The organism is Streptomyces europaeiscabiei (assembly GCF_001550375.1).
In the GTDB taxonomy this organism is placed as follows: domain Bacteria; phylum Actinomycetota; class Actinomycetes; order Streptomycetales; family Streptomycetaceae; genus Streptomyces; species Streptomyces europaeiscabiei.
Map to the genome: position 1 here is coordinate 1 of NZ_LRTR01000595.1, position 23,372 is coordinate 23,372.

Below are 23,372 nucleotides of genomic sequence, written 5' to 3' on the forward strand. Positions count from 1 at the left end.
CCACCCGGGCCTCGCGCACCCGGGTCGAGTCGTGCACCGGAACCTCCCAGACGCGCGGCATCACCGCTCCTCGCGCGGGCGCGGCGCACCCGACATCCAGGACGTCACGGTGACCGTGGTGCCCGAGCCGGGGCGGCTGTCGATCGCGAACTCGTGGACCAGCCGCCGGGCGCCGCCCAGCCCCATCCCCAGGCCCTCGCCGGAGGTGTAGCCGTCGACGAGGGCCTGGTCGAGGTCCGCGATGCCGGGACCCTCGTCGCTGAAGATCAGCCTCAGCCCCCGCGCCCCGCCCCTGTCCGCCGGAGCGCACTCCATCTGGCCCCCGCCGCCGTGGACCAGGGTGTTGCGGGCCAGCTCGCTGGCCGCGGTGACGAGTTTGGTCTGCTCGACCAGACCGAAGCCGAGCTGGGCGGCCGCCTGCCGCACATGTTGACGTACCCACACCAGATCGAGGTCCGAGTGGATCGGCAGGCAGGCGGAGATGCCGCCGGCGGTCTGCATCACGGACTCTCCTGGCGGGCGTGCCCTCGGTGGGGGAAGGTCGGGTCCGGTTCGCCGAGGAGGCGCAGCGCGTCCTCGGTGCTGAGCGCGGTACGCAGGCCCGGCAGAGTGAGCCCCAGCTCCACCAGCGTGATCGCCACGGCCGGACGCATGCCCGCCACCACCGTCCCGGCGGCCTGCAGACTCGTCTGGGCGGCGATGTCGCCGAGCACCCGGCCCAGGAACGAGTCGACCATCTCCACTCCGGAGAGGTCGATGATCACCCCCGTGGCACCGCTGCGCGCGACGGTGGCGCTGATGTCCTGCTGGAGCTGCTCCGCCGCGCCGTCGTGCAGATCGCCCTGGAGCGACACCAGGAGCACGTTGCCGAGCTTGAGCACGGGTACGGGAGCCCCGTACGGGGACGGACCGCCGTACGCGGCGAAGAGATCGCCGCTCACCTGCGCCCCGAACCGGCGCCGTCGCGGGACACGATGTCCGTGCCCAGCTTCCGCAGCGCGTAGGCCAGGGCGTCCGCGAGGCTCGTCCGGGTGAGCACCGAGCTGAGGTCGATGCCCAGATGGACGATGGTCTGCGCGATCGGCGGCCGGATGCCGGAGACGATGCACTCGGCTCCCATCAGCCGCGCCGCCGCCACGGTCTTCATGAGGTGCTGGGCCACCAGGGAGTCGACGGTGGGGACCCCGGTGATGTCCAGGATGGCGAACCGGGCGTGCTGCTCGACGATCGAGTCGAGGAGCCGCTCCATCACCACCTGGCTGCGCGCGCTGTCCAGCGTGCCGATCAGGGGGACGGCGACGATCCCCTCCCACAGGCTGATCACCGGCGTGGCGACCTCCATCAGCTGCAGGCGCTGCCGGTGGATGAGTTCCTCGCCCTCGTTCAGCGCCGTCTCCAGCACCACCAGACGCAGGGTGCCCATCAGGACCGTCAGCGTCGTGGTGCACTCACGGAGGTGCGTGGCCGGCGCGGCGGCGAACTCGGCGACCAGCAGCTCGGTGACCGACGGCCGCAGCGCGTCCACCTCGGCTGAGATCTGCGTGACCGTGGAACCGGCCCGCGCCCGGGCGGCGGCCGTCCGCGCGAGCTGCTCGCGTACGACGTGGAAGCCGCCGGACTCGGCGTCCTCGACGCTGTCCGCGGCGGCCACGGCGGCGAGCGCGTCCACGACCGCCCGGCCCGCCTCCACCGCCTCGTCCCGCGAATGGGTGAAGACGGTGCGGAACAGCGCCGCGTCGGCCCAGCGCTGAGCGATCTGTTCCTGGCGGGCGCGCAGGAACTCCGCCACCTCCTGCGCCGGTGTCAACTGCGGTCCTGCCGTGTCCTGTTCCGGCACGGGTGTCTCCTCACGTACTGGTGCGCCTCCCCTCTTCGGGAAACGACTGGTGGGCGAACTCATCGGTGGGACCGGTCGGCCTCCTCCCGGCCGAACCAGTCGAGACAGACCACGAGCGCGTCGTCGTCCGCCACGGGTGTGCCACGGTGACCGGAGAGCTCCCTGAGCACCGCGCCGGGGACATCGGCGGCGGGCAGCAGACGCGTGGCGTTGACCGCGCGGGCCAGCGCCCTTTCCCCGTACGTCTCCCCGCCGGGCGTGGCGACGGAGTACACCCCGTCGCTGACGAAGACGAGCCGGTCTCCCGGTTCGATCGTCAACTCCTGCACGGTGTAGTCCGTTTCCTCGAACATGCCCAGCGGCAGCTGGGCGTCCAGGGCGACCGTGGCGACGGCCCCGTCGCGCAGCAGGAGCATCCGGGGGGAGCCCGCGTCGACGATGGCCAGGCGCCCGGTGGCCAGGTCCAGATCCAGCAGGAGCACCGACAGATGGAGGGCCCCGCCGTACTGGGCGTGGACGGCCTGGTCGGCCAGGGCCGCCTGGTCGGAGATGGGGAGGCCGGCCCGGCGGGCGTTGCGCAGCGCGTTGATCCCCAGACTGGTGAGCAGGGAGGCCTCGATGCCCTCGCCCATGCCGTTGGTGATGTACAGCATCAGCCGGTCGGCGTCGGCGGACCAGTCGAAGTTGTCGCCGAAGATGTCGTAGGCGGGCTCCAGTTGGCCGCCGAGCGCGTACTCGGGCCGGGTGGAGGAACGGCCAGGCAGCAGCTGCCACTGCATCTCCGCCGCCAGCGTGAGCCGGCTGGAGCGACGCGCCCGGACGTACAGATCGGTGTCCCGCTCAGCGACGACCAGCTCGTGCCCCAGCACGACGGCCAGCTCCGCCAGTTCGGCGAGGCAGTCCTCGGCGTGCGCGGCGGACGGCAGCGTCAGACGCAGCACGCCCAGCCGGTCGCCGCGCACGGTGACCGGCAGATGCACCCGTACCCGGCCGTCGCCGCGCTTGTCCACGTACGGCTCCTGCGCCCCGAACGCCCGCCCGGTCGGACCGCCGTGCATCGGCAGCGGTTCCGGCTCGGCGGGGCGCGTGGACACGGGCCGCAGCGCGGTGAGCGAGTAGTCGGCCAGGTAGAGCTCCACCTCCCGCGCCGACCAGTCGTCGTCGCCCAGTACGGCGCGGAGTGCGTCCACCAGGTGGTGCGGAGCAGCGGAGCGAAGCGCCCGTTCGGCTGCCACGAATCTGTTCACGATGTCGGATACGCCATTCTTTCCACGGCTGACAGTGTTCGAGATGCCTGGAAGAGTGGGCCCGTGACTTCCTCCCCCAACCAGCGGCCGGACGAGGTGGCGCGGGTGACCTCCGAGGCGGCCGAGCTGCTGGAGGTCCTGTGGGGGCGCGCCTCGACGGCTCCGGTGTCCGCCTCCCAGATCCGCGTGCTCTTCATCCTGGAGCACAACGACGGCATCAACCTGCGGATGCTCGCCGACGCCCTCGGCTCCACACCGCCCTCCACCAGCCGGCTGTGCGACCGCCTGGAAGCCGTTGGCTTCGTCGAACGGCACGCCAGCACGGCCAGCAGGCGCGAGCTGTGTCTGCGGCTGAGCCGGCGCGGACAGGCCTTCCTGGTGGACCTGCGTGCCCGCCGCGAACGCGCCCTGCGGTCGGTGCTGGAGCAGATGCCCACCACGAAGCGGACCGCTCTGCTGGAGGGGCTGGAGGCGTTCTGCTCCGCCGCGGCGGAGCAGATCCACGAGGGCGACGCCACCGACGCCCGGAGCGCGTGACCGCGGCCGACCCGGTCCCGGTCCGACAGTCTCATCCCAGCCCTTCCCACACTCTTGACCCGGCCCACTCTGTTGCTTTCCGGCCATAGTTGTCAAACGGCAACTATTGGCGATGCGTGCACTCATCGCGCCGACGTTCAGGCCAAGTGGCTCTGCCCGTCGACGCGTTGGCAGCGGCTATTCCTTCGCCCGAGCTTCGTCCGGGTCCCTGGCGACCTGCCCGGAGTCCACGGCGGCCAGCGCCTCGTCCACGCTGTCCACCGTGGACACGGTGAGGCTGACGCCGGTGAGATCGAGTATCCGCCGCACGGCCGGCGTCGGGGCGATGACATACACGCCGCCCGGGATCCGCCGCACCTCCTGATACGTCCGCAGGATGATGTTCATGCCGGACGAGTCCATGAAGGGGACGGCCGACACGTCCAGCAGGAAATGCCGCCGCCCGTGCCGCAGTTGGTTCGCCAGATGATGCTGCAGCTCGGTCGCCGTGTCGATGTCCAGTTCACCCTCGATCGTGAGCAGCACGGCGTCGTCCCGAGGCAGATCGACCTTGATCGACAGGGGATTCTGGGCAACGGACACAAGAGCCTCCAAGGCGCTACCGATCGGGACGGGGTGCCCCGATCCACGGATTCCACGCATCGCCCGGCGATGCGCCCGTGCGCATACCCGCGAATCGTCCGGACACACGGGCCCCGATCAGGCGACTCCGGGTTCCAGGAGCCCCACGCGCAGCCGCTTGATGATCCGGCTGATCAGCCGGGACACATGCATCTGGGACACCCCCAGCTGCTCGGCGATCTGCGACTGGGTCTGCTCCTCCACGAACCGCAGATGGATGATGCGCCGCTCACGGTCGTCGAGTTCGGCGATCAGCGGCGCCAACGAGTGGAAGTCCTCGACGAGTTGCAGCGACGGGTCCTCCTCGCCGATGAGGTCGCCCAGCACGGCGTCGCCGTCCTCGCCGCCGTCGGAGGTGAGCGCCGCGTCGAGCGAGGAGGTGTTGTAGCCGTTGGACGCCTTGCGCGCCTCGACGACCTCCTCCTCCGACAGGGACATCAGCTCGGACAGCTCACGCGTCGTCGGCATCCGGCCCAGCCGGGACTGCAGCTCGTCGGTCGCGCGAGCCAGCTCCACCCGCGCCTCCTGCAGCCGCCGCGGCACATGCACCGCCCAGCTCGTGTCCCGGAAGAACCGCTTGATCTCGCCGACGATGTACGGCACGGCGAAGGTCGTGAACTCCACCTCGCGGGACAGGTCGAACCGGTCGATGGCCTTGATCAGCCCGATGGTCCCGACCTGGACGATGTCCTCCAGGGAGTCCTCACGGCCGCGGAAGCGCGAGGCCGCGTACCGCACGAGCGACAGATTCATCTCGATGAGCGTGTTGCGCACGTACTGATACGTGTGCGTGCCCTCGTCCAACATGGCCAGCCGGTCGAAGAACTGCCGCGACATCTCCCTTGCGTCCTTCGGCCTGACCTGTGACGGGTCCTCGATCAGAGGGAGGTCGACCCCGTCCGTCATGACCCTCCCCCGTGCCGTGGCCGTTGTCCGTGCCGTCACGGCTGCCATGCTGTCCACCCCTCTCGCCCGAAGCCTTGTTGCCATCCCACGCTTGCCCCGCTATCGGCGACTCAGTCCCCCTCGGACGGGAAAGGGACCGTGTCGCTCCCCACTCTGGCCAGAAGTCGCCGTCGGCTCCCGGCGGAGGGGATCACCGGGGCCGACCTCCGTCACCGCGAATGCGCGCACCGTTGTTTGTCCACGCAATCGCGGGGCAATCGGAGTTCCACGCCTCCGGATCGGAGGCGCGCCGGCGGGAGCGGTCCTCCGGGTACGGGCCTGGTCGCCCATCCACCGTTTCCCGCCGCAAGTCCCTGAAAGCGCCGTTCAGGAGCGATTTCCCATGCTGGTCAATGTGTCCGCAAACGGTTCCGGCACCTCCGTACGTCCTGGCACGACCGACAGGAGGACGCACGACGACGCCCCCGACACCGTCACCGCCTTCGCCCGGCTCGCCGCGATGGACGCGGGGCCCGAACGCGACCACGTACGAGACGAACTCGTCCGGGCCTGGCTGCCCATGGCGCACCGCATCGCCGGCCGCTTCCGCAACCGTGGCGAGTCGCTGGAGGACCTGCGCCAGGTCGCCGCGATGGGCCTGGTCAAGGCTGTGGACCGCTACGAACCCGAGCGGGGGGCGTTCGAGAGCTACGCCGTGCCCACCATCACCGGCGAGATCAAGAGGCACTTCCGCGACCGGATGTGGACGCTTCGCGTCCCCCGGCGGGTCCAGGACCTCCGCAACAAGGTACGCGTGGCGCGCCGCGAACTCAGCCAGACCTCCGGCGGCGCGGCCGAACCCTCGGTCGCCGACATCGCCGCCCTCGCGGGGCTCACGGAGGACGAGGTCAAGGCCGGGATGGAGGCGCTCGACAGCTTCAGCGCCCTGTCTCTGGACGCCGAGATGTCCTCCGGCGACGACGGCTACAGCCTCGCCGACACCCTCGGCGCGCCCGACACCGCGTACGACGTCGTCGTGGACCGGGAGGCGGTCAAGCAAGGGCTGCGCCGACTGCCCGAACGCGAGCGCGCCATCCTCTACATGCGCTTCTTCGAGGACATGACGCAGAACCGCATCGCCGACCGCCTCGGCATCTCCCAGATGCACGTCTCCCGCCTCATCAACCGCAGCTGCGCCCGCGTCCGCGAGGAGGCCCTCGGCCCGAACGCGCCCTCGTCCTGAACTTCTGCCGCCTGACCCGCTGTCACCTGCCGTCATCAGATCACCCAGGAGCGAAACAGATGCTGATGCCTCACCCCGCGACCCTGCGCAGGCTCGTCGAGGAGTACGAGTCACTCTCGGTCCACGAGGGCGAGCGGAGCGACCCCCAGACCGCGCGCCGGGCACAGGACCTGGCGTACACGTTGTGCGTGTCCACGGGCACCCGCGACATTCGCCAGGCCCTGGCAAGAGCACGCGGGCAGCTCGCCGCCGCACAGGCGACCGCGACCGCGGAACTGTGCGGGAACCGTGCGGGACTCCCCGCGGAACTCGACGGCCATGGTCCGGGCGCGAGCGGGTATGCGGCGCTTCATGAACAGTGATGAGCCGAGCTGTCCCGAGTCGTCGACCCCGCACTCACCATGACGCCGATGGAACGCCACCCGCCCGTGAACCACGACACCGCTCCCGTGGACGGGCCGTCCGCCCGGCCGACGCGGCCGCCGGTCGCGATCACCACCGCGGCGGCGGCCCGCCACTACGTGCGGGCGTTCGTGGGGGAGCGGTGGCGTTCCCCGGCCGGACCGCCGACCGAGCAGTCGATGATCGATCTCATTCTCGTCGTGTCCGAACTGGTCACGAACGCGGTCCGGCACGGCGGCGGCATCGCCGCATTCGACGTCGCCCTCACCCCGGAGGGCGTGCGGCTGAACGTGCGGGACCACAGCGCCGCCGTGCCCGTGGGCCTCCATGGGCACGGCGTGCTGCCGCGCGCCCACGAGGCCAACGGATACGGATGGCCGCTGATCAACAGGCTGTCCAGCGAGGTCGACGTCGAGCCCAGCGCGGCCGGCGGCAAGACGATCAGCGTGCTGGTGCCGCTGACCTGACGCCTCACCCCGAACCTCACCAGGGCAGGAAGACGTGGACGTCCTTGCCGTGGTCGTGCGTCACCACACTCACCTCGTCGCACAGCGTGTGGATCAGATACCAGCCGATCCCGCCGGCGCCCTTGCTGGGACTGAAGGGGCGCGGCGCCGGCGACGTCGTGCTCGAGTCCCCCAGCGTCACATGGACCCCGTCGAGGGTGCGGCGCATCGTCAGCTCGAAGCGCCCCGGAGCGTACTGCACAGCGTTGGCGGCCAGTTCCGTGACCACCAGCAGGACGTCGTCCCAGTGCTCGACCGCCGCCGGCGGTGAGGTGCGCGCGAGGATGCCCAGGAACCCTTCGGCGGCCGTACGGGCCCCTGTCACGTCGCCGAGCTCTCCGTCGAAGGCGGCGTGGCTGTCGTAGATCTCCTCGGAAGGCAGTTTGTCGTCCCTACGTGGCTCTGTTGCCAACTCGTCTTCCCCCGCTCGGCTTCTTGAGGCGGACGCGATGTCGCGTTCTCCTCCGACGCTCGTGTTTCCCGTGGGCGGAGCGGCTACGCGTGCGAAAGCGTAGGGATGTGTGGTGCCTTGGGGAAGAGAGTGGCCCTTCGGTGCCCCTGGCCGGTGCGGGCGCACTACCGCTCACCCGCCTCACCGCCCTCGGCAGGCGTCCGCAGGACCAGCAGGGCCACGTCGTCGTCGTTGTCGACGGGGCGGGCGCGCTCCAGCAGCAGGTCGCAGAACACATGCAGGGGCCGGTGGGCGAGCGCCGCCGCGTGCTGACGCAGCCGGGCCAGGCCCCGGTCGAGCGTGTGCCCCGGCGACTCGATCAGACCGTCCGTGTACAGCACGAGCGTGGACAGCGCAGGGAGCGGGGTGAGCGTGTCGGTGCGCGCCCGTATCAGGCCCGTGCCGAGCAGATGGTCGTGCTCCTCGTCCAGGAACCGGGACCGGCCGTCATGGGTGATCAGCAGCGGCGGCGGATGCCCGGCGTTGGTCCACCGCAGCATCCACCCGCCGTCGCTCCGCTCGACCCGGCCGAAGATCAGGGTCGCCATGGACGCCTCGGCCACGTTCACCACGGCCTGGTCCAGCCGCTCCACGATCGCGCTCGGCGGCTCCTCCAGGGCCCAGGCGTAGGCCCGGAGCATGTTGCGGACCTGTGCCATCCCCGCCGCCGCGTCGATGTTGTGCCCGACGACATCCCCGATGGCCACGGCCGTGGACCCGTCGGACAGCGAGAACACGTCGTACCAGTCGCCGCCGACCTGCGAGGACTCCGACGCCGACTCGTAGCGCGCCGCCATCCGCAGTCCCGGCACCTCCGGCATCTGGGGCAGCAGATGGCGCTGCATGGTCTCCGCGATGTGCCGCTGACGCTGGTACAGGCGCGCGTTCTCCAACGCCAGCCCGGCCCGGCGGGCGATGTCCTCCAGCAGGGACAGCTCGGCGTCGGTGAAGGCTCCCGGCCGGTCGCTGAGGCCCAGCGTGAGGGCGCCGAGCACCGCGCGCGGTCCGCGGATGGGCGCGATCGCCGCCGAGCGCATACCCGTCACCCGGAAGAGCTTCTGCTGCGCGACCGCGATCCCCGAATCGGGCGGCCCCTGGTAGGTCTGCGGCCCGGCCAGTGCCGACGCCGCCCCGCGCAGGGCCCGGGACAGCGGCATGAACGACTCCTCGTGCACCGGCGGCAGCGGGCCCTCCAGCTCCTCGCGCCGCACCACGACACCGTCGCGGTGGGTCGCCACCGTGGTCCGCCACACGTCGTCGCTCTCGGTGATCAGGTCCACGATGGCCCAGTCCGCCAGCCGCGGCACGACCAGCCGGACCAGACGTGCGACCGCCTCGTCGGAGTCCAGCGTCGAGGTCAGCCGGGTCGTCGTCTCCGCGAGCAGCGCCAGCCGGTCCAGCTGCGACAGCGTCGGCGACTCGGCGGCCGGGGGGAGCGCCTCGACGCCCGAGCCGCTCTCGTAGAAGAGGATGGCCGCGCCGGTCGCGCCGTCTTCGAGCCGGCACGGTGTGACCAGCCAGGTCACCGGCAGCAGTGTGGCGTCGCCGCGCCGGAACCACTCGCGGTCGCCGCCGCCCGTGCGGCCGCTGAGGAACGCCTGCATCATCGCGCACGACGCCCGGGGAACCGTCTGCCCGAGGTGGTCGCGGTGCAGCAGCTCGTGGGCGTCGCGACCGACGAGTTCGTCGGCCGTACGGCCGAGCAGCTCCTCCGAGCGGGCGTTCACCGAGACGATGGAGCCGTTGTCGTCCACCACGTACATGCCGGCGTGCAGGAGGTCGGGCAGCCCGTCCGGTGACCGCACAGCCGGGACGGCCGGCTGCCGATCGATGTGATCCGGACTCCACGCGCTCATGTTCGGGCTCCTCCTGCTGCGGTCGCCGACGGGACTGTAGTACGCCACGGCGGGCGCGTGCGCCCTACGTGCATCACGCAGTACCCCGGTCCCCGGTGACCTACGCCCCAAGGGTGCGCGACAGCTGCTCAGAGCCTGTCCCACGAACCACACAGCGCCGCGACCGCCGCAGCGGGACCGCCCCCGCCCACGGGTGGTGCGCACAGACCGGGCCCGAGGGCCGCCGGCCTCACGCCTGGGTGTGCCGGACGCACGCCGTGACGACCTCGTGCAGGCTCCCCGTCCGCTCCATCACCTCGCGCTGCACCCTGGCCCCGTTGCCGCGCCCCATCAGCTCCGTGACGGCCGCACGGGCCAGGTCGGCGTCACCGGCCCCGACGAGGGCCTCCTCGACGTGGTCGAGCAGCGCGCGGATCACCTCGGCGGCGGGCCGGGGCCGCATCGAGACGGGGTCCAGGAGGTTCTCGGACATACCGGAGCGGGCGGCCCGCCAGGTGGCCAGCCGCAGCAGTCCCGCGCTGTGTGCGAGCGGCTCCAGACCGGCCCGCCACTCACGTGCCGCGGTCTCCACGAGCCCCCGGGCCAGGGTGGCGACGAGGACGGCGGTGTCGGGGTGCAGACAGACGTCCGCGACCCGGATCTCGACGGTCGGATACCGATGGGACAGGCGCGCGTCGAAGTAGATCATGCCCTCGTCGTGCACGACCTCCGTGGCGATCAGGTTCGAGACGCACTGGTGGTACCGCTCCGCCGAACCGAAGACGTCCGTCGGCCCGGCCATCGGCCACATGTCCCACACCTGGCTGCGGTAACTGGCGTACCGGCTGTCCTTGCCCTGCCAGAAGGGAGAGTTCGCGCTCAGGGCCCTCAGGATCGACAGCCACGGCCGCACACGGTCAAGGACGGCGACGCCCTCCTCGTCGGACTCGACGGACACATGAACATGGCAGCCACAGACGAGCTGCACCTGAGTGGGCAGGCCGAACTCGCGCGCCATCCACAGATACCTGCTGTTCATGGTGATCGTCGGGCTCACCGGCAACGGCGACGAGGCCAGCGCGACGACCGCGCTGCCGAGCCCCTCCGCATGGCGCGCCGCGTCCCTGCGGCAGCGGACGATCTCGGCCCCGAGTTCGGCCATCGAGGACTGCGGGTGCGTGGCGAACTCCACCTGCTCGTCGTGGAGCTCCTTCTCGAAAACGCCCTGGCCGGTGCCCTCCCGTGCGGCCCGCGCGAGCACCGCCGCGGCCCGCGCCTGCGGCTCGCCGCTCTCGGGGTCGACCAGGAGGAGTTCCTCTTCCACTCCGACGGTACGCACGTCATCCGGCCCCTTCGCGGTAGATGTGACAGCCGTGTGCCCTCGGACGACGCCGGGACACCTCAGCGGTCGGCGCGCGGGCCGCAACCGTGCACGCGGCGACGGACCGGCGACCTGCGCGGTACCGTCGACAAGGACTACGACCCGATCGGGTACGTCGAAGCCAGTCCGCGGAACTCGCCGCGCCTCGCGACATACGTCCAGGACGCGGAGCCGGAGAAGGGCACCGCGGCGGCCGAGCCGCTGCGCAAGGCGCGGACCGGCAGCCGCAGGGGCGCCGACCTGGGCGAGCAGCCCCTGCACCGACGCCTGAGCGGTTGACCGCCGGGCCCGGGCCGCCCGCGGTTCGGGAGAACATCGGACACTCCGTTCCCGGCACAGCGCCATTGTGGGCACGGCCGAGGCCGTCACGCGAACCGGCTGGAGCGGAAGCGCCGGGAGCGGGGTGTCCGACCACCGCGGACCGGAGGAGACGCCCGAAAGGCACCGGACAGACACCGCCGAGGGACCGGACGACGCCGGGAAACGACAAAGGCAAGGAGCTCGATCACTCCTTGCCACTCTCAACTTATAGCGCACCGGGGGGCTTGCGGCAAGGCCCCGCCCGTGCCGCAGAATCGCCGACCGGAGCGAGAAACACCGAAGCGGGAATCCGCGTACATGGGGGTAGTGATGATCGACGTGATCGTCGTCGGCGGCGGGCCGACCGGGCTGATGCTGGCGAGCGAGCTGCGGCTGGCCGGGGTGCGAACGGTCGTGCTGGAGAAGCTGACCGAGCCGACGGGGGAGTCCCGCGGGCAGGGCCTGCACGCGCGCAGTGTCGAGATCATGGACCAGCGAGGCCTGCTGGACCGCTTCCTCGCGGTCAGTGAGAAGTTCCGGGTCGGAGGTCTCTTCGGCGGCGTCATGAAGCCCTGGCCGGACACGCTGGACACGGCTCACGCGTACGGCGTCGCCACCCCGCAGCCGGTCACCGAACGCCTGCTCCACGAGCACGCCGTCGAACTCGGCGCCGACATCCGGCGTGGCAGCGAGCTGGTCGGGCTGAGCCAGGACGAGAACGGTGTGACCGCCGAGCTGGCGGACGGCACGCGGCTGCGCGCCCGCCATCTCGTCGGCTGCGACGGCGGCCGCAGTGCGGTGCGCAAGCTCCTGGGCGTCCCCTTCCCCGGCGAGCCCGCCACGGTCGAGACGCTGCTGGGCGACATGGGGGCGACCGAGGACCAGGAGACGATCGCCGCTGTCGTCGCGGAGGTCCGCAAGACCCAACTGCGGTTCGGTCTCGCCCCGCTCGGCGACGGGAACTACCGCGTCCTCGTACCGGCCGAGGGCGTGTCCGAGGACCGTACGACCCCACCGACCCTCGACGAGTTCAGGCAGCAGCTGCGGGCTTACGCGGGCACCGACTTCGGGGTGCACTCACCGCGCTGGCTGTCCCGGTTCGGAGACGCCACCCGGCAGGCCGAGCGCTACCGGGTCGGTCGGGTGCTGCTGGCCGGCGACGCGGCGCACACCCACCCGCCGACCGGCGGACAGGGGCTCAACCTCGGTGTGCAGGACGCGTTCAACCTCGGCTGGAAACTGGCCGCCGCCATCAACGGCTGGGCGCCGGAGGGGCTGTTGGACAGTTACCACGCCGAGCGGCACCCGGTGGCCGCCCGCGTGCTGGTCAACACCCGCGCGCAGATCACCCTGCTGGGGTCCGATCCGGGTCCGACCGCGCTGCGGGAGCTGTTCTCGAGGCTGATGGACTTCGAGGAGGTGAACCGGTACGTGACCGGGATGATCACCGCGGTCGACGTCCGCTACGACTTCGGCGAGGGCCACGACCTGCTCGGCCGCCGCATGCGGGACGTGCAGCTGAAGCGGGGGCGCCTCTACGAGCTGATGCACGAGGGCCGCGGCCTCCTGCTCGACCGGACCGGCCGGCTCTCGGTGGACGGCTGGGCGGACCGGGTCGACCACGTCGTCGACGACGCCGAGGACCTGGACGTGCCCGCGGTGCTGCTGCGCCCCGACGGCCACGTGGCCTGGGCGGGTGAGGACCAGCGGGAACTGCTCGGTGGGCTCGCACGGTGGTTCGGGGCCGCCGCCGGCTGAGCGCGGTCACACGGGGGAGGCGTGGTCGCTCGTGGCGCGGACGGTTGTCGGGACCGTCCCGCACGGCGCAGGATGCTGCGATGACCTCGCCTCCCGCAGTACGCCCGTACCGCCCCGGGGACCACGACGCCCTCCACGAGATCTGCGTCCGTACCGCCCACAACGGCGGCGACAGCCGCCCCGTCTACACGGACCCCGACGTCTTCCCGGCGACCTTCGCCACCCCGTACGCCCACCTGGAACCGGAACTGACCTTCGTACTGGACGACGGCCACGGGCAAGCGGTCGGCTACATCCTCGGCACCGCGAACACCCCCGCCTTCGTCGAGGACTTCCGCGAGAAGTGGCTCCCCCTGGTCGCGGACCGCTTCCCGGCGCCCCTCGGCCCTCCGGCCACCCCCGACGAGTCGATCATCCAGCTCCTGCACCACCCCGAACGCATGCTCCTCCCCGAAGTCGTCCCGTATCCGGCCCACTTGCACATCGATCTCCTCCCGGCCTGGCAGGGCCGGGGCCACGGCCGAGCACTGATGCGCACCTTCCTGCGGGCCCTGCACACCGGAGGGGTCCCGGCCGTCCACCTCTCCATGGCCGCCACCAACACGCCGGCCCGTGCCTTCTACGACCGTCTGGGCTTCCACGAGATCGAGGTCCCGGACCCCGGCCCGGTCACCTACCTGGGGCGCACGACGAAGGAACACGACACTTCCCCGGCCGTGACGCGCCCCTGACGTCCCCCACCCGGAATTCACCGAACGGCGGCCAGAACATGGCTGGGCCCCACCTGCCAGACCGCTCCGACGTGCTCGAAGCCCGCGTCACGCAACAGCGCGACGTGGCCGGACAGGGTCAGATCGTTGCCCTCGCAGTGGGGGCGGCCGCCGTCGTCCCTTCGTGAGAGGAGGGGGGCCAGCTCCGGGTCGGTGGCCGCGCCCGACCACCAGGACTCCCAGTCCTCGGTGAGGGACGCGGCGCTCCGGGCGGCTCGGCGGCGTCCGATGTCGACCGCGAGCTCGGACACCTTCGTGGAGTCCGGGCTGATGTGGTCGCCGTTGATCAGGATGCCGCCGGGGCGCAGCAGCCCGGCGAGTTCCCGGTAGACCCGTCGCAGGGTGTCCGTGCCCAGGTAGTGCAGGGCGGTGGTCGACACCACCGCGTCCGCGGGGCGTGCCAGGTCGAGCGTGTCGAGCCAGCCGGGTGCGCCGATCAGGGTCCTGACGTACCGCAGGGCGCTGCCGTAGTGGGCGCTGCCGAGTTCCAGGAGGAGCGGGTCCGCGTCCACGGCGAGCACCTCGGCCGTGGGCAGACGGCCGGCGAGCCGCGCCGCCAGGCATCCGGGGCCGCTGCCCAGGTCGAGGACGAGGGGCGCGGGGCAGTCGCGCGTCACATGCTCGACCAGGTCCGCGATGACCTCGAACCGCTCCTCGCGGTCGACCGCGTACAGCTGTTGCTGACGTTCCCAGCGCTCCACCCATCGCGCCGCCGTCGCCGTGCTCACATCCATGCCGGTCGCACTGCCTCCGTGTCGTCACGCCTCTGCTAATGGAAATCATTGCAGATTAGTGAGAACGGAGAGCAACCGCTCGATCTCCTGCGGGGTGTTGTGCACATGCAGACTCACCCGCACCGCGCCGTCCTCCGCACCACGGCCCGCCTGGCAGTGGCCGTCCGTCCGCACCATGAACCCGTGGCTGAAGAGGATGAATCCGAGGTCCCGTGAGCCGATCTCGCGGTGCCGGAAGGTGACGAGACTCCGGCGCCGCTGCACCTCGGTGCCGACCGTGAGGCTCGACCGGCAGCCCAGCACCTCGTAGGCGTCCATCCGGGCCAGGCCGTCCGTGAGCCGGGAGGTCAGCGCCACCGTCCAGCGCTCGATCCGGTCGGTTCCGGCGGCGTCCAGCCAGTCGAGCGCCGCCGTCAGGGAGACGATGCCGACCGTGTTGGGAGTGCCGCTCCACCCGCCGGGACGGAAGGCCGGTCCACGCCGGTTCCGGGACCACACGGCACCGGAACCCGGCAGGGCCATCGCCTTGTGGCCGGAGAACACCACGAAGTCGACGTCGAGACCGGCCGTCGAGACCGGCAGATGGCCGATGCCCTGCGCGGCGTCCAGACAGATCGGCACCTCCGGCCCGACCACCTGCCGTATGCGGTGCACGTTCATGTCGACGCCGTAGACGTGATGGACATGGGTGGCGGCCACGAAACGGGTGCGAGGGCCGACGATCGCGGCGAGCGCCCCCGGATCGTAGTCGCCCGAACTCTCCTGGTACGGCAGAGACCGGACGTGGACCCGCACGCCCCGGCGGGCCAGCAGCTCCTGTGCCTCCAGCCACGGGGACAGGTTCGCCTGGTGGTCGGCGAAGGGGACGACGATCTCGTCCCCTTCGCCGAGGAGCGCGGGCAGCCAGTCCCGGGCGATGCTCCGCAGCCCCTCGCTGGTCCCGCCGGTGAAGTGGACCGACGACCGCCGCGGGTCCGGGTCGTCCAGGAACTCCTTGATCCGGTCGCGGGCGTCCTCCACCAGCGCCGTCGTGGTGTTGGCCCAGGGATACGAGCCCCGACCGGCGTTGGCGTTCGAGGTGGTCAGATACGTCTGTACGGCGTCCAGGACGGGCTGCGGCTTCTGGCTGGTGGCCGCGCTGTCCAGGTAGACGAGGTCCGGGTGCCCGACGACGATCGGGAACTGGGCGCGCAACGACCGCTGCCACCCCGCCAGTTCCACCAGTTCCGTCGGCCGCGCGACAGGACCCGCCATGTCAGTCACGCACCAGCGGCGCACCGGCGTCCCGCCAGGCGATGATGCCGCCGGCCAGACTGCGCACGTCGGGGTGACCCATACGGGTGAGCAGGGCCGCGTACCGAGCCGACTGCTCGCCCACCGGGCAGGCGAGCAGCACGGGCTGCCGCCTGCCGAAGGGCAGCCCGCCCCGCAGGAGTTCGCCGAAGAGCTCGTCGACGATGTTCACCGAACCGTCGATGTGGAGCGCCGCGTACGCGAAGGGGCCGCGCAGGTCGACCACGAGGGGGCGCTGCGCCGCGATCCACTTCCGGGCGTCCTCGATGTCGATGACCGTCGCCGAGCGGATCTCGGTGTCGGTCAGTGTGGTGACCGAGTTCTTCGCGGGAGGGCGGCCCAGCAGGTCGGGGCGACGTCGGCGGACGTAGTCGAGGTAGCTCTCCACCCGGTCGCAGACGATGAAGACGGCGGTCTTGCGTTCCGTCAACTCGCAGTCCAGCGACCGGAGGTGACGGACCCCGCCGTAGTAGGCCGCTCCTCCGGTGGGGCCGGCGAGCAGGCCGCAGCGGCGGAGCAGGGTGAGCATCCCGTCGATGGCCTCGTCGGCGCTCACCGCTTCCAGCGTGTCGTAGGTGGCCGGGTCGAAGATGCCGACCTCCTGCACCTCGTCGACCGTGCGGATGCCGGGGATGAAGTCCGCCTTCCGGCCCACCAGTCCGACGACGCGCACCGTCGGATCGTGCGCGCGCAGAGCCCGGGCCACGCCGGTGGAGGACCCGGCCGTGCCCACGCAGGCGATGAACCAGTCGGGGGCCCGGCCGTCCAGGTCGGCGATGATCTCCGGGCCCGTTCCGGTGGCGTGGGCCTCGGTGTTGAGGGCGTTGAAGTACTGGTCGGTGTGCAGGTGGGCCCCGCCGGGGCGGTTCAGCCGCTGGTGGAAGAGGGTCAGTGGATCGTCGGTGTCGGTCGGGTCGAGGCATTCGGTCCGGCCGGGCAGTTCCTCGATCTCGGCGCCGAGCAGCAGGAGCAGGTCCTTGACCTCGGGTATCCGCATCCGGTTGGTGACGCTCTTGAACGGCAGCCCGTGCATACCGGCGATGAGGGCCAGGGCCTTGGCGGTGTTCCCGCTGGACAGCTCCACGATCGTCTCGCCGCGCTCCTTGGCGCCGGAGATCTCCGGCCGGGTCATGCTCCACGCGGCCCGGTCCTTCAGCGAGCCGAAGGGGTTGAGCATCTCCAGCTTGGCGTACAGGTCGATGTTGCGCAGCCCGTGAACGGCCGGGTCGATGCGGACCAGCGGTGTGTCGCCGATGGCGTCGGTGATGTTGTCGTACCTCATCCCTGCGGGTCCCCCGTAAGGTCGAGCGGCCAGTACTCCTCGTCCAGACACCACCGCGGGTGGCCGTTCTCCTCGTAGACGGCCACCTTCCGTGCCATGGGCTGCTGTTGGGCCGGTGTGGCGGCGAAGTCCATGCAGTAGCCGGCCGTGTTGGCGAAGGCCAGGAGATCGCCGGACCGCGGCAGCCGGGGCAGGTACACGGTGCGGCGGGTGATGAGATCCGCCTCCAGGCAGAGGTTGCCCATGAGGTGGACCGCCACCGGGCCCGCCGTGTCGGGCAGGGCCGGATCGAGGGGCAGGACCACGGGGTCCATGAGTACACCGTGGTCCTCCAGGCCGACGGCACCCGCGTTCATCGCGAGACGCACCATGGGCTCGCCCGTGTCCGTGGGCCTGACCTCAAGGACCCTGCCGAGGGTGAGTCCGCACTGGTCGGCCAGGGCCCGGCCGGGCTCGACGTAGAGGTCGTAGAGGCTTTCCAGCAGCAGGGTGCCCAGAGGGCGTCCCAGGCTCGGCGCCGGGCGGGACAGCAGTTCGTCGAGATACGCGGCACCGGCCGTGGGCCGATGGGCCGGGTAGAGGCTCAGCGCGCCCTTGAGCGTGCCGTTCTCCGCCCGCAGACCGTAGCCGTGACCGCCCCAGGTCATGGGCGGGCGGCTGCCCATGACGGCGCGGGTCAGCTCAGTGGTGTAGCGCTCCCACTGGGCCGCGTGCGCCAGGTAGCTGACGCCGAAGCCGCCGCCGATGTCGATGGCACGCGGCTGGAAACCACGGATCCACAGCTCCTCCATGGCCTGGAGGCACCCTTCGAGCGCCGCCGCCTTCTCGTCGAGGCTCGTGGTGTCGAGGTGGTAGCCGACACCGACCGGTTCCAGCTCGTCCCGGTGCCGTTCGAGGACATCGAGAAGGTGGTGCACGGACTTCGCCGGCGTACCGAAGCGGCTCCGCCGCGAGAGCGTTCTGGTTCCGGACGTCTCGAAACCGGACAGGCGCAGCAGGACACGGACGCGCGGAAGTCCGTGGGCGCGGACGAGACCCGCCGCCTGCTCCAGCTCGGCGGGACCGTCGGCATTGAGGCACGCTCCGCTGCGCGTGGCGAGCCAGAGGAACGCCGGGTCCTTGGGACCGGTCGCCATGATCCGGGATCCGGTGAACCCGGACCCGAGAGCGTGCCGCAGTTCGCCGAGCGACGCGGCGTCGAGCGCCGCCTCCGTCGTGGTCAGACGGCGCACGAGGGAGCCGGCACGGTTCGCCTTGTGGGCGAAGTAGATCCGCCCGGCCAGCCGATGACGGTCGAGGACCGAACGGAAGCGCCGTACGTTGTCGGCGATCTGGTCCGGCAGGAGGACGTTCAGCGGGGAGCCCAGAGCGTCCACGAGGGTGTGCAGGAGCTGCGCCGAGTCCAGGAGAGCCGCTGTGCGCGGTTCCAGTCGTGGTTCCAGGTACAACGGGTCGTGGTCGCTCATCCCAGATGTTCCTCCCCACCGAGGAAGACGTACCGGTGTCGGCAAACGGCCATAACGACCGTAACCCTCCCCTCGCCGGGCCTTCCGGAATCGGGCCCGGTGAGGGAGGGGCTGTTTCCCGACGGCCGACGGCTGGAACGGGACGGTCGGGGAGAGGGAACAGGACGGTCGGGGAGAGCGCACGGGTTGACGGGTGAACGGACCGAGGGGCCGGGCGGGGGCGGTGACTTCGGAGGGTCAGGCGGTTCGCAGGGCGAGGCTCATCAGGATCGCGTCACGGTCGTCGCCGGGGGCGATGCGCAGCGCGCCGGGCCAGCGGCCGACCTCCTCCCAGCCCACCTTGCGGTAGAACTCCTCCAGGCCCACACCGCCCCGGGTGGAGAGCGAGAGCCGCTCCAGGCCCATCTCGTCCCGGGCGATGTCGTGCACCCGGTGCATCAGTGCGGTGCCGACGCCCCGGCCGCGGAAGCGCGGATGCGTCTGGACGTGGTTGACCGTGCCGCAGTGCGCGCCGAGCGGATGCGGCTCCCGGCGGACGATCAGCCAGCCGGCGAGCGAGCCGCCGACGGTGGCGACGAGCAGTCTGCCGCGACCGGGATGGAGCCCGTGGACGAGCGAGTCGACCACGGGACCGACGTCGTGCGCGCTCACCGGCAGGGGAGGGAACTCGGTGGCGAGGACCGCGCCACCGGCGTTCGCCACGACCTCCCAACAGCCGGCGATCTGCTGTCTGAGCCCCGGGGTGACCTCCTCGGGGCGGGTCAGTTGCAGGAACTCCGAGGCTTGATGCACCGTCATGTCCGTCAGCCTCGCACAGGAGTTGCCGCCCGGCGGGCCGGTGCGGTCCTGCGCGGGGCGCGCTCGCGCCGCGACCGGGCGGGCACGGCGGCTACGGCTTCGCCCTGACCAGCCCGGCGTCGTACGCCGTGATCACGGCCTGGATGCGGTCGCGGGCCCCGATCTTGGCGAGGACACGGCCGACGTGCTTCTTCACGGTGGATTCGGTGAGAACGAGCCGTTCGGCGATCTCCGCGTTGGTCCAGCCCTGGCCGATGGCGACCAGCACCTCGTGTCCGCGCTCGCTGAGGGTCCCCAGCCGTGGTGCATCACCGCCGTCGCCGCCACGACGTGGGGCAACATCGGCCGCGGCAACAGCAGTCTGGCCGCGAGATACGAGGTGCGCCGGGAACGCGCCACCGGGTCCCGCTGTCCGTCGTGGTCCCTCCGTAGTTCCGGCTCCCGCACACCCGCGACGTCCAGGCTCTGATTCCACGCGCTCATGCGCCGATCGTAGGGGGCGCGCCGAGGGCACGGCCGAGGCCCCTGGGGCGAAACCGTCGTCGCCTGGATTTGTGTCCGGCGTTCGGAGGGATCGGGCGTGATCTGGCGGACCCCTCCCTGCGGACCACGCCGATCCATGTCATCGCCGCCCGCTGGGGCATGGCCGGCGCCTCCGACTTCACCCGCTCCTTCCGCACCGCGCACGGACTCGCACGCAGCGAGTACCGGTTGCGGGCGCTGTCCGAACGGCATCGAGTGGTCCGGAGGCTAGGTCTAGGTTGGGTCCATGTACTCGACGCGGGTCTCCAGGCATGTGAAAGCCCCACGCGCGGACGTGTACCTCGCGCTCCTGGACGCGGACGCGATCGCGCGATGGCGGGTCCCGGACGGTATGAGCGGTCAGGTGCACGAGTTCGACCCGCGTGAGGGAGGCAGGTTCCGTGTCTCGCTCACCTACGACGCGCCGACCGGCACCGGCAAGTCGGCGTCCCACACCGACACGTACCACGGCCACTTCGCGAAGCTCGTGCCCGACGAGAAGGTGGTCGAGGTTCTCCAGTTCGAGACGGAGGACCCCGCGCTCAGCGGCACGATGACGATGACCACCGTGCTCACCGACGCGGACGGCGGCACCGATGTCCTCGTCGTGCACGAAGGGATTCCCGACGCCGTGCCGGCCGCCGACAACGAGACGGGCACACACATGGCACTGGCGAACCTGGCCCGGCTCGTCGAGGCCTGGGCTTCCGGCGTGGAGTCGCCGGTGACCGGCGGGGCCCCCGGTCGCACCCACCCGCCGTACCCAGACCTCCGGAACGGCGCGTAGCGTCAGGACGTGCGCTGTGCCGGCATCCTCACCCTCATGGATCGGACCGGGTTCGAGGGGTCCCCGCGTGGTTGTCGGCGGAAGGCGTCTGCGGGGCGGGTTGCTCGGCGGCACCGGCACTGGCACCGGCACCGGCGGCAGGCGGGCGCGGGGTGCGGCGGCGGATGAACCAGGCGGCGGCCGGCTCGGTGTAGCGGGCGGTGAGCGGGCCCACGATCACCAGGATGAGGACGTAGGCGGTGGCCAGCGGGCCGAGGGACGGTTCGATGCCGGCGGTGACGGCGAGGCCGGCGATGACGATGGAGAACTCGCCGCGCGCGACGAGGGTGCCGCCCGCCCGCCAACGGCCCTTCGTCCCCACGCCCGCCCGCTTCGCGGCCCAGTAGCCGGAGGTGATCTTCGTGGCCGCGGTGACGACGGCGAGGGCGAGTGCGGGCAGCAGTACCGGCGGGATGCTGGCGGGGTCGGTGTGCAGGCCGAAGAAGACGAAGAACACGGCGGCGAACAGGTCCCGCAGCGGCGCCAGCAGACCGTGCGCGCCCTCGGCGACCTCACCGGAGAGCGCGATGCCGACGAGGAACGCGCCCACGGCGGCGGACACCTGGAGCTGCTGGGCGACCCCGGCGACCAGCAGGGTCAGACCGAGGACGACGAGCAGCAGCTTCTCGGGGTCGTCGCTGGAGACGAAGCGGGAGATGTGACGGCCGTAGCGGACGGCGGCCAGGAGGACGAGCCCGGCGACCGTGAGGGCGATCGCCAGAGTGGCACTGCCGGCGGCGAGGCTGGTACCGGCGACGAGCGCGGTGAGGATCGGCAGGTAGACGGCCATGGAGAGGTCTTCCAGGACCAGGATGCTCAGTACGACGGGCGTTTCGCGGTTGCCGAGCCGTCCGAGGTCGCCAAGGACCTTGGCGATGACGCCGGAGGAGGAGATCCAGGTGACGCCGGCGAGTACGACGGCGGCGACGGGGCCCCAGCCGAGCAGCAGTGCCATGGCGGCGCCGGGCAGGGCGTTGAGGGCGGCGTCGACGAGGCCGGCCGGGTACTGGGTCTTGAGGTTGGAGACGAGATCGCTCGCCGTGTACTCCAGCCCGAGCATGAGCAGCAGCAGGATCACGCCGATCTCGGCGCCGATCGCCACGAACTCCTCACTGGTCCCCAGCGGCAGCAGCCCGCCCTCACCGAACGCCAGCCCGGCCAGCAGATACAGCGGTATGGGGGAGAACTGCAGGCGTCCGGCGAGCCGGCCCAGCAGCCCCAGCCCGAGGATGATCGCGCCGAACTCGACCAGGAAGACGGCGGAGGAGTGCGTGGTGGACGACTGGGCGAGGAACTGAGCGGCGGACTGCCCTGCGGACTGGGCTGCGGCCTGAGCGGAGGCGTACACGAACCGCTCACTCCCGCCCGAGTATCGCCGCGGCCGCCTCCACACCCTCCCGGGTGCCGATCACGATGAGCGTGTCACCGCCGGCCAGCCGGAAGTCCGGCGTCGGCGACGGAATCGCCTCGGCCCGCCGCAGTACGGCCACGATGGACGCGCCCGTCTCGGTCCGCATCCGGGTGTCGCCCAGCACGCGCCCGTTCCAGTGGGACGTCGACGTCAGCTCGATCCGCTCCGCGACCAGCCCCAGCTCCGTGGTGGACAACAGGTTCGGGCTGTGGTGGTCCGGCGTCAGCGCGTCGACGAGGGCGGTCGCCTCTCCCGACGTCAGCCGCACCGACAGCGCACACGCGTCCGGATCGTCCTGCTGGTACGCGCTCAACGTGCGCGCACCGTCCCGATGGGCGACCACCGAGATCCGCCGCTGCTCCTTGGTCGTGAGGTCGTAACGGACCCCGATCCCCGGCAACGGCGTACTACTGAGGCGCGGAGCACCCACGGCTGGCCCCCTGTCTGATTCGGATATGTCATCGGACAACCGTCGGTGCCACCCTAACGAGACCCCGGAAACCGGCTGCCGGTCGTGCGGTCGGCACCCGATGGAACAATCCCCCTTCAACCCCGGACCGGCCTCCCGACCCGCCACCGGGGATGACCGAAAGGAACCACCGTCATGATCCCAACGGGTGCCCCCACAACCCGTGCGGCGGACGCCTTCCCGGTGCGCGGAGCGGGCGCCCCGACAACCAGTGGACCGACTGCCTTCAGGGCCCGTGGCCCGGGCGCCCCGACGGCCGGCGGACCGGCCGCAGCGGAGGCCCCCAGGACCCGCGGCGCGGATGTCCCCAAGACTCGTGGCGCGGATGTCCCCACGACTCGTGGCGCGGGAGCCCGCGAGCCCCACGCCACGGGGATACCCGTTCCCTCCGGAGCAGAAGGCCTCACGCCCCCCAGAGGCCCCGTTCCCGCCGGAGGACCTGTGGCGCTCGGTGGCGTCACGTCGTCTGGGGGTCCTGCGGTGCTCGGTGGCCTCACGCCCCCCGGAGCACTCACGCCCCCCGGAGCACCCACGACGCCTGAAGGCCCCACGCCTCCCGGAGCGCATGCCCCCAAGACCCCCGGAGCGTGCCCGTGATCCAGTGGGTTTCCCTGGGGACCGGCCCCCGCCCCGTCCCCCAGCCCGTGGCGACCCCCTTGGTGTGGGCCACGGCCTTCGCGGGCGCGATGTCGTTGGTGGCCGTTCTCAACGCGCTGGTCGGCACGGACCGCCCCGGCCTGGCGCTGGCCGCGCTGTCCCTGCTCGCCGCGCTCCTGGGCGTGCACGCCCGCTTCACCG

24 protein-coding genes and 3 pseudogenes are annotated in these 23,372 nt (G+C 71.5%); 10 read left to right on the forward strand and 17 right to left on the reverse strand.

The genetic code is table 11. The annotated features are described in order from the left end of the window. Nucleotides 1-60: 60 nt before the first annotated feature. Genes AWZ10_RS28445 through AWZ10_RS28460 form a run of 4 tightly spaced genes read right to left on the reverse strand, consistent with a single transcriptional unit; the run spans nucleotide 61 to nucleotide 3,084 of the window. Nucleotides 61-501: an anti-sigma regulatory factor gene (locus AWZ10_RS28445; protein WP_046703779.1), complete on the reverse strand. Its 441-nt coding sequence runs from the start codon at nucleotides 499-501 to the stop codon at nucleotides 61-63. Then, nucleotides 501-941 carry an STAS domain-containing protein gene (locus tag AWZ10_RS28450; RefSeq protein ID WP_046703780.1) on the reverse strand — a complete coding sequence of 147 codons (441 nt, stop codon included), beginning with the start codon at nucleotides 939-941 and terminating at the stop codon, nucleotides 501-503. The genes AWZ10_RS28445 and AWZ10_RS28450 overlap by 1 nt, the downstream gene beginning before the upstream one ends. Beyond that, nucleotides 938-1,837: an STAS domain-containing protein gene (locus tag AWZ10_RS28455; RefSeq protein WP_046703781.1), complete on the reverse strand. Its 900-nt coding sequence runs from the start codon at nucleotides 1,835-1,837 to the stop codon at nucleotides 938-940. Before AWZ10_RS28455 ends, AWZ10_RS28450 begins: the two co-directional genes overlap by 4 nt. 59 nt (nucleotides 1,838-1,896) lie before the next feature. Beyond that, on the reverse strand, nucleotides 1,897-3,084 hold the full coding sequence (locus AWZ10_RS28460) for a PP2C family protein-serine/threonine phosphatase (RefSeq protein WP_078935247.1): 1,188 nt from the start codon (nucleotides 3,082-3,084) through the stop codon (nucleotides 1,897-1,899). 63 nt (nucleotides 3,085-3,147) lie between these two features. On the opposite strand from AWZ10_RS28460, the gene AWZ10_RS28465 reads away from it, so the two are divergent. Continuing rightward, nucleotides 3,148-3,621 carry a MarR family winged helix-turn-helix transcriptional regulator gene (locus AWZ10_RS28465; protein ID WP_234361279.1) on the forward strand — a complete coding sequence of 158 codons (474 nt, stop codon included), beginning with the start codon at nucleotides 3,148-3,150 and terminating at the stop codon, nucleotides 3,619-3,621. A gap of 177 nt (nucleotides 3,622-3,798) precedes the next feature. Here the strand turns inward: AWZ10_RS28465 and AWZ10_RS28470 are convergent, their stop codons facing one another. Together AWZ10_RS28470 and AWZ10_RS28475 are read right to left on the reverse strand one after the other, a co-directional pair. After that, the gene (locus AWZ10_RS28470; protein ID WP_046703783.1) at nucleotides 3,799-4,203 is read right to left on the reverse strand and encodes an STAS domain-containing protein; all 405 of its coding nucleotides are present in this window, start codon (nucleotides 4,201-4,203) and stop codon (nucleotides 3,799-3,801) included. A gap of 117 nt (nucleotides 4,204-4,320) precedes the next feature. Beyond that, nucleotides 4,321-5,148, reverse strand: coding sequence for an RNA polymerase sigma factor SigF (locus AWZ10_RS28475; protein WP_046703784.1), 828 nt, complete (start codon nucleotides 5,146-5,148; stop codon nucleotides 4,321-4,323). 382 nt (nucleotides 5,149-5,530) lie between these two features. Between AWZ10_RS28475 and AWZ10_RS28480 the strand changes: the two genes are divergently transcribed. From AWZ10_RS28480 to AWZ10_RS28490, 3 genes are read left to right on the forward strand one after another with little or no spacing between them, the layout of a single operon-like run. After that, the gene (locus tag AWZ10_RS28480) at nucleotides 5,531-6,370 is read left to right on the forward strand and encodes a SigB/SigF/SigG family RNA polymerase sigma factor (RefSeq protein WP_060892386.1); all 840 of its coding nucleotides are present in this window, start codon (nucleotides 5,531-5,533) and stop codon (nucleotides 6,368-6,370) included. A 59-nt stretch (nucleotides 6,371-6,429) separates the two neighbouring features. Then, nucleotides 6,430-6,732 carry a DUF5133 domain-containing protein gene (locus AWZ10_RS28485; RefSeq protein ID WP_046703785.1) on the forward strand — a complete coding sequence of 101 codons (303 nt, stop codon included), beginning with the start codon at nucleotides 6,430-6,432 and terminating at the stop codon, nucleotides 6,730-6,732. A gap of 48 nt (nucleotides 6,733-6,780) precedes the next feature. Beyond that, entirely contained in the window at nucleotides 6,781-7,239 is a 459-nt protein-coding gene (locus tag AWZ10_RS28490) for an ATP-binding protein (RefSeq protein WP_319052992.1), read from the forward strand. A gap of 16 nt (nucleotides 7,240-7,255) precedes the next feature. Here AWZ10_RS28490 and AWZ10_RS28495 read toward each other — a convergent pair whose 3' ends face one another. The 3 genes from AWZ10_RS28495 to AWZ10_RS28505 all read right to left on the reverse strand — a co-directional run bounded on the left by AWZ10_RS28495 (nucleotide 7,256) and on the right by AWZ10_RS28505 (nucleotide 10,903). Beyond that, the gene (locus AWZ10_RS28495; RefSeq protein ID WP_046703787.1) at nucleotides 7,256-7,690 is read right to left on the reverse strand and encodes an ATP-binding protein; all 435 of its coding nucleotides are present in this window, start codon (nucleotides 7,688-7,690) and stop codon (nucleotides 7,256-7,258) included. A 164-nt stretch (nucleotides 7,691-7,854) separates the two neighbouring features. After that, entirely contained in the window at nucleotides 7,855-9,585 is a 1,731-nt protein-coding gene (locus AWZ10_RS28500; RefSeq protein ID WP_046703788.1) for a SpoIIE family protein phosphatase, read from the reverse strand. A 229-nt stretch (nucleotides 9,586-9,814) separates the two neighbouring features. Beyond that, nucleotides 9,815-10,903, reverse strand: a complete 1,089-nt coding sequence (locus tag AWZ10_RS28505) for a glutamate--cysteine ligase 2 (RefSeq protein ID WP_046703789.1) — start codon at nucleotides 10,901-10,903, stop codon at nucleotides 9,815-9,817. 36 nt (nucleotides 10,904-10,939) lie between these two features. Between AWZ10_RS28505 and AWZ10_RS28510 the strand changes: the two genes are divergently transcribed. From AWZ10_RS28510 to AWZ10_RS28520, 3 genes are all read left to right on the forward strand, one after another. Then, nucleotides 10,940-11,224 (forward strand): hypothetical protein, encoded by a 285-nt coding sequence (locus AWZ10_RS28510; protein WP_408992292.1) that lies wholly within the window; start codon nucleotides 10,940-10,942, stop codon nucleotides 11,222-11,224. Between the two features lie 351 nt (nucleotides 11,225-11,575). Then, entirely contained in the window at nucleotides 11,576-13,003 is a 1,428-nt protein-coding gene (gene rox / locus AWZ10_RS28515) for a rifampin monooxygenase (RefSeq protein ID WP_060892387.1), read from the forward strand. Nucleotides 13,004-13,083: 80 nt separating this feature from the next. After that, complete coding sequence (locus AWZ10_RS28520; protein ID WP_046703791.1) at nucleotides 13,084-13,734, forward strand: GNAT family N-acetyltransferase; 651 nt, start codon at nucleotides 13,084-13,086, stop codon at nucleotides 13,732-13,734. 17 nt (nucleotides 13,735-13,751) lie between these two features. Here AWZ10_RS28520 and AWZ10_RS28525 read toward each other — a convergent pair whose 3' ends face one another. The 6 genes and pseudogenes from AWZ10_RS28525 to AWZ10_RS28550 form a co-directional block, all read right to left on the reverse strand. Continuing rightward, the gene (locus AWZ10_RS28525; RefSeq protein ID WP_046703792.1) at nucleotides 13,752-14,507 is read right to left on the reverse strand and encodes a class I SAM-dependent methyltransferase; all 756 of its coding nucleotides are present in this window, start codon (nucleotides 14,505-14,507) and stop codon (nucleotides 13,752-13,754) included. Between the two features lie 45 nt (nucleotides 14,508-14,552). Continuing rightward, the gene (locus tag AWZ10_RS28530; RefSeq protein ID WP_046703793.1) at nucleotides 14,553-15,761 is read right to left on the reverse strand and encodes an aminotransferase class V-fold PLP-dependent enzyme; all 1,209 of its coding nucleotides are present in this window, start codon (nucleotides 15,759-15,761) and stop codon (nucleotides 14,553-14,555) included. Nucleotide 15,762: 1 nt separating this feature from the next. Continuing rightward, nucleotides 15,763-17,082, reverse strand: coding sequence for a pyridoxal-phosphate dependent enzyme (locus AWZ10_RS28535; protein ID WP_060892388.1), 1,320 nt, complete (start codon nucleotides 17,080-17,082; stop codon nucleotides 15,763-15,765). Then, nucleotides 17,079-18,548 (reverse strand): type III PLP-dependent enzyme domain-containing protein, encoded by a 1,470-nt coding sequence (locus AWZ10_RS28540; RefSeq protein WP_060892389.1) that lies wholly within the window; start codon nucleotides 18,546-18,548, stop codon nucleotides 17,079-17,081. The genes AWZ10_RS28535 and AWZ10_RS28540 overlap by 4 nt, the downstream gene beginning before the upstream one ends. 237 nt (nucleotides 18,549-18,785) lie before the next feature. Next, nucleotides 18,786-19,346 (reverse strand): GNAT family N-acetyltransferase, encoded by a 561-nt coding sequence (locus AWZ10_RS28545; RefSeq protein ID WP_046703796.1) that lies wholly within the window; start codon nucleotides 19,344-19,346, stop codon nucleotides 18,786-18,788. Nucleotides 19,347-19,437: 91 nt separating this feature from the next. Then, a pseudogene (locus tag AWZ10_RS28550) lies at nucleotides 19,438-19,656 on the reverse strand (response regulator transcription factor); the annotation flags it as partial. A 219-nt stretch (nucleotides 19,657-19,875) separates the two neighbouring features. On the opposite strand from AWZ10_RS28550, the pseudogene AWZ10_RS55800 reads away from it, so the two are divergent. Further along, nucleotides 19,876-20,075 (forward strand): annotated as a pseudogene (locus tag AWZ10_RS55800) (helix-turn-helix transcriptional regulator); the annotation flags it as partial. A gap of 40 nt (nucleotides 20,076-20,115) precedes the next feature. Next, entirely contained in the window at nucleotides 20,116-20,655 is a 540-nt protein-coding gene (locus AWZ10_RS28555) for an SRPBCC family protein (protein ID WP_078935248.1), read from the forward strand. A gap of 34 nt (nucleotides 20,656-20,689) precedes the next feature. Here the strand turns inward: AWZ10_RS28555 and AWZ10_RS28560 are convergent, their stop codons facing one another. After that, nucleotides 20,690-21,946 carry a cation:proton antiporter gene (locus AWZ10_RS28560; RefSeq protein WP_079104461.1) on the reverse strand — a complete coding sequence of 419 codons (1,257 nt, stop codon included), beginning with the start codon at nucleotides 21,944-21,946 and terminating at the stop codon, nucleotides 20,690-20,692. A 103-nt stretch (nucleotides 21,947-22,049) separates the two neighbouring features. Continuing rightward, entirely contained in the window at nucleotides 22,050-22,535 is a 486-nt protein-coding gene (locus AWZ10_RS28565; RefSeq protein WP_060891188.1) for a cation:proton antiporter regulatory subunit, read from the reverse strand. Nucleotides 22,536-23,167: 632 nt separating this feature from the next. On the opposite strand from AWZ10_RS28565, the pseudogene AWZ10_RS28570 reads away from it, so the two are divergent. After that, nucleotides 23,168-23,372, forward strand: a pseudogene (locus tag AWZ10_RS28570) (hypothetical protein); the annotation flags it as partial.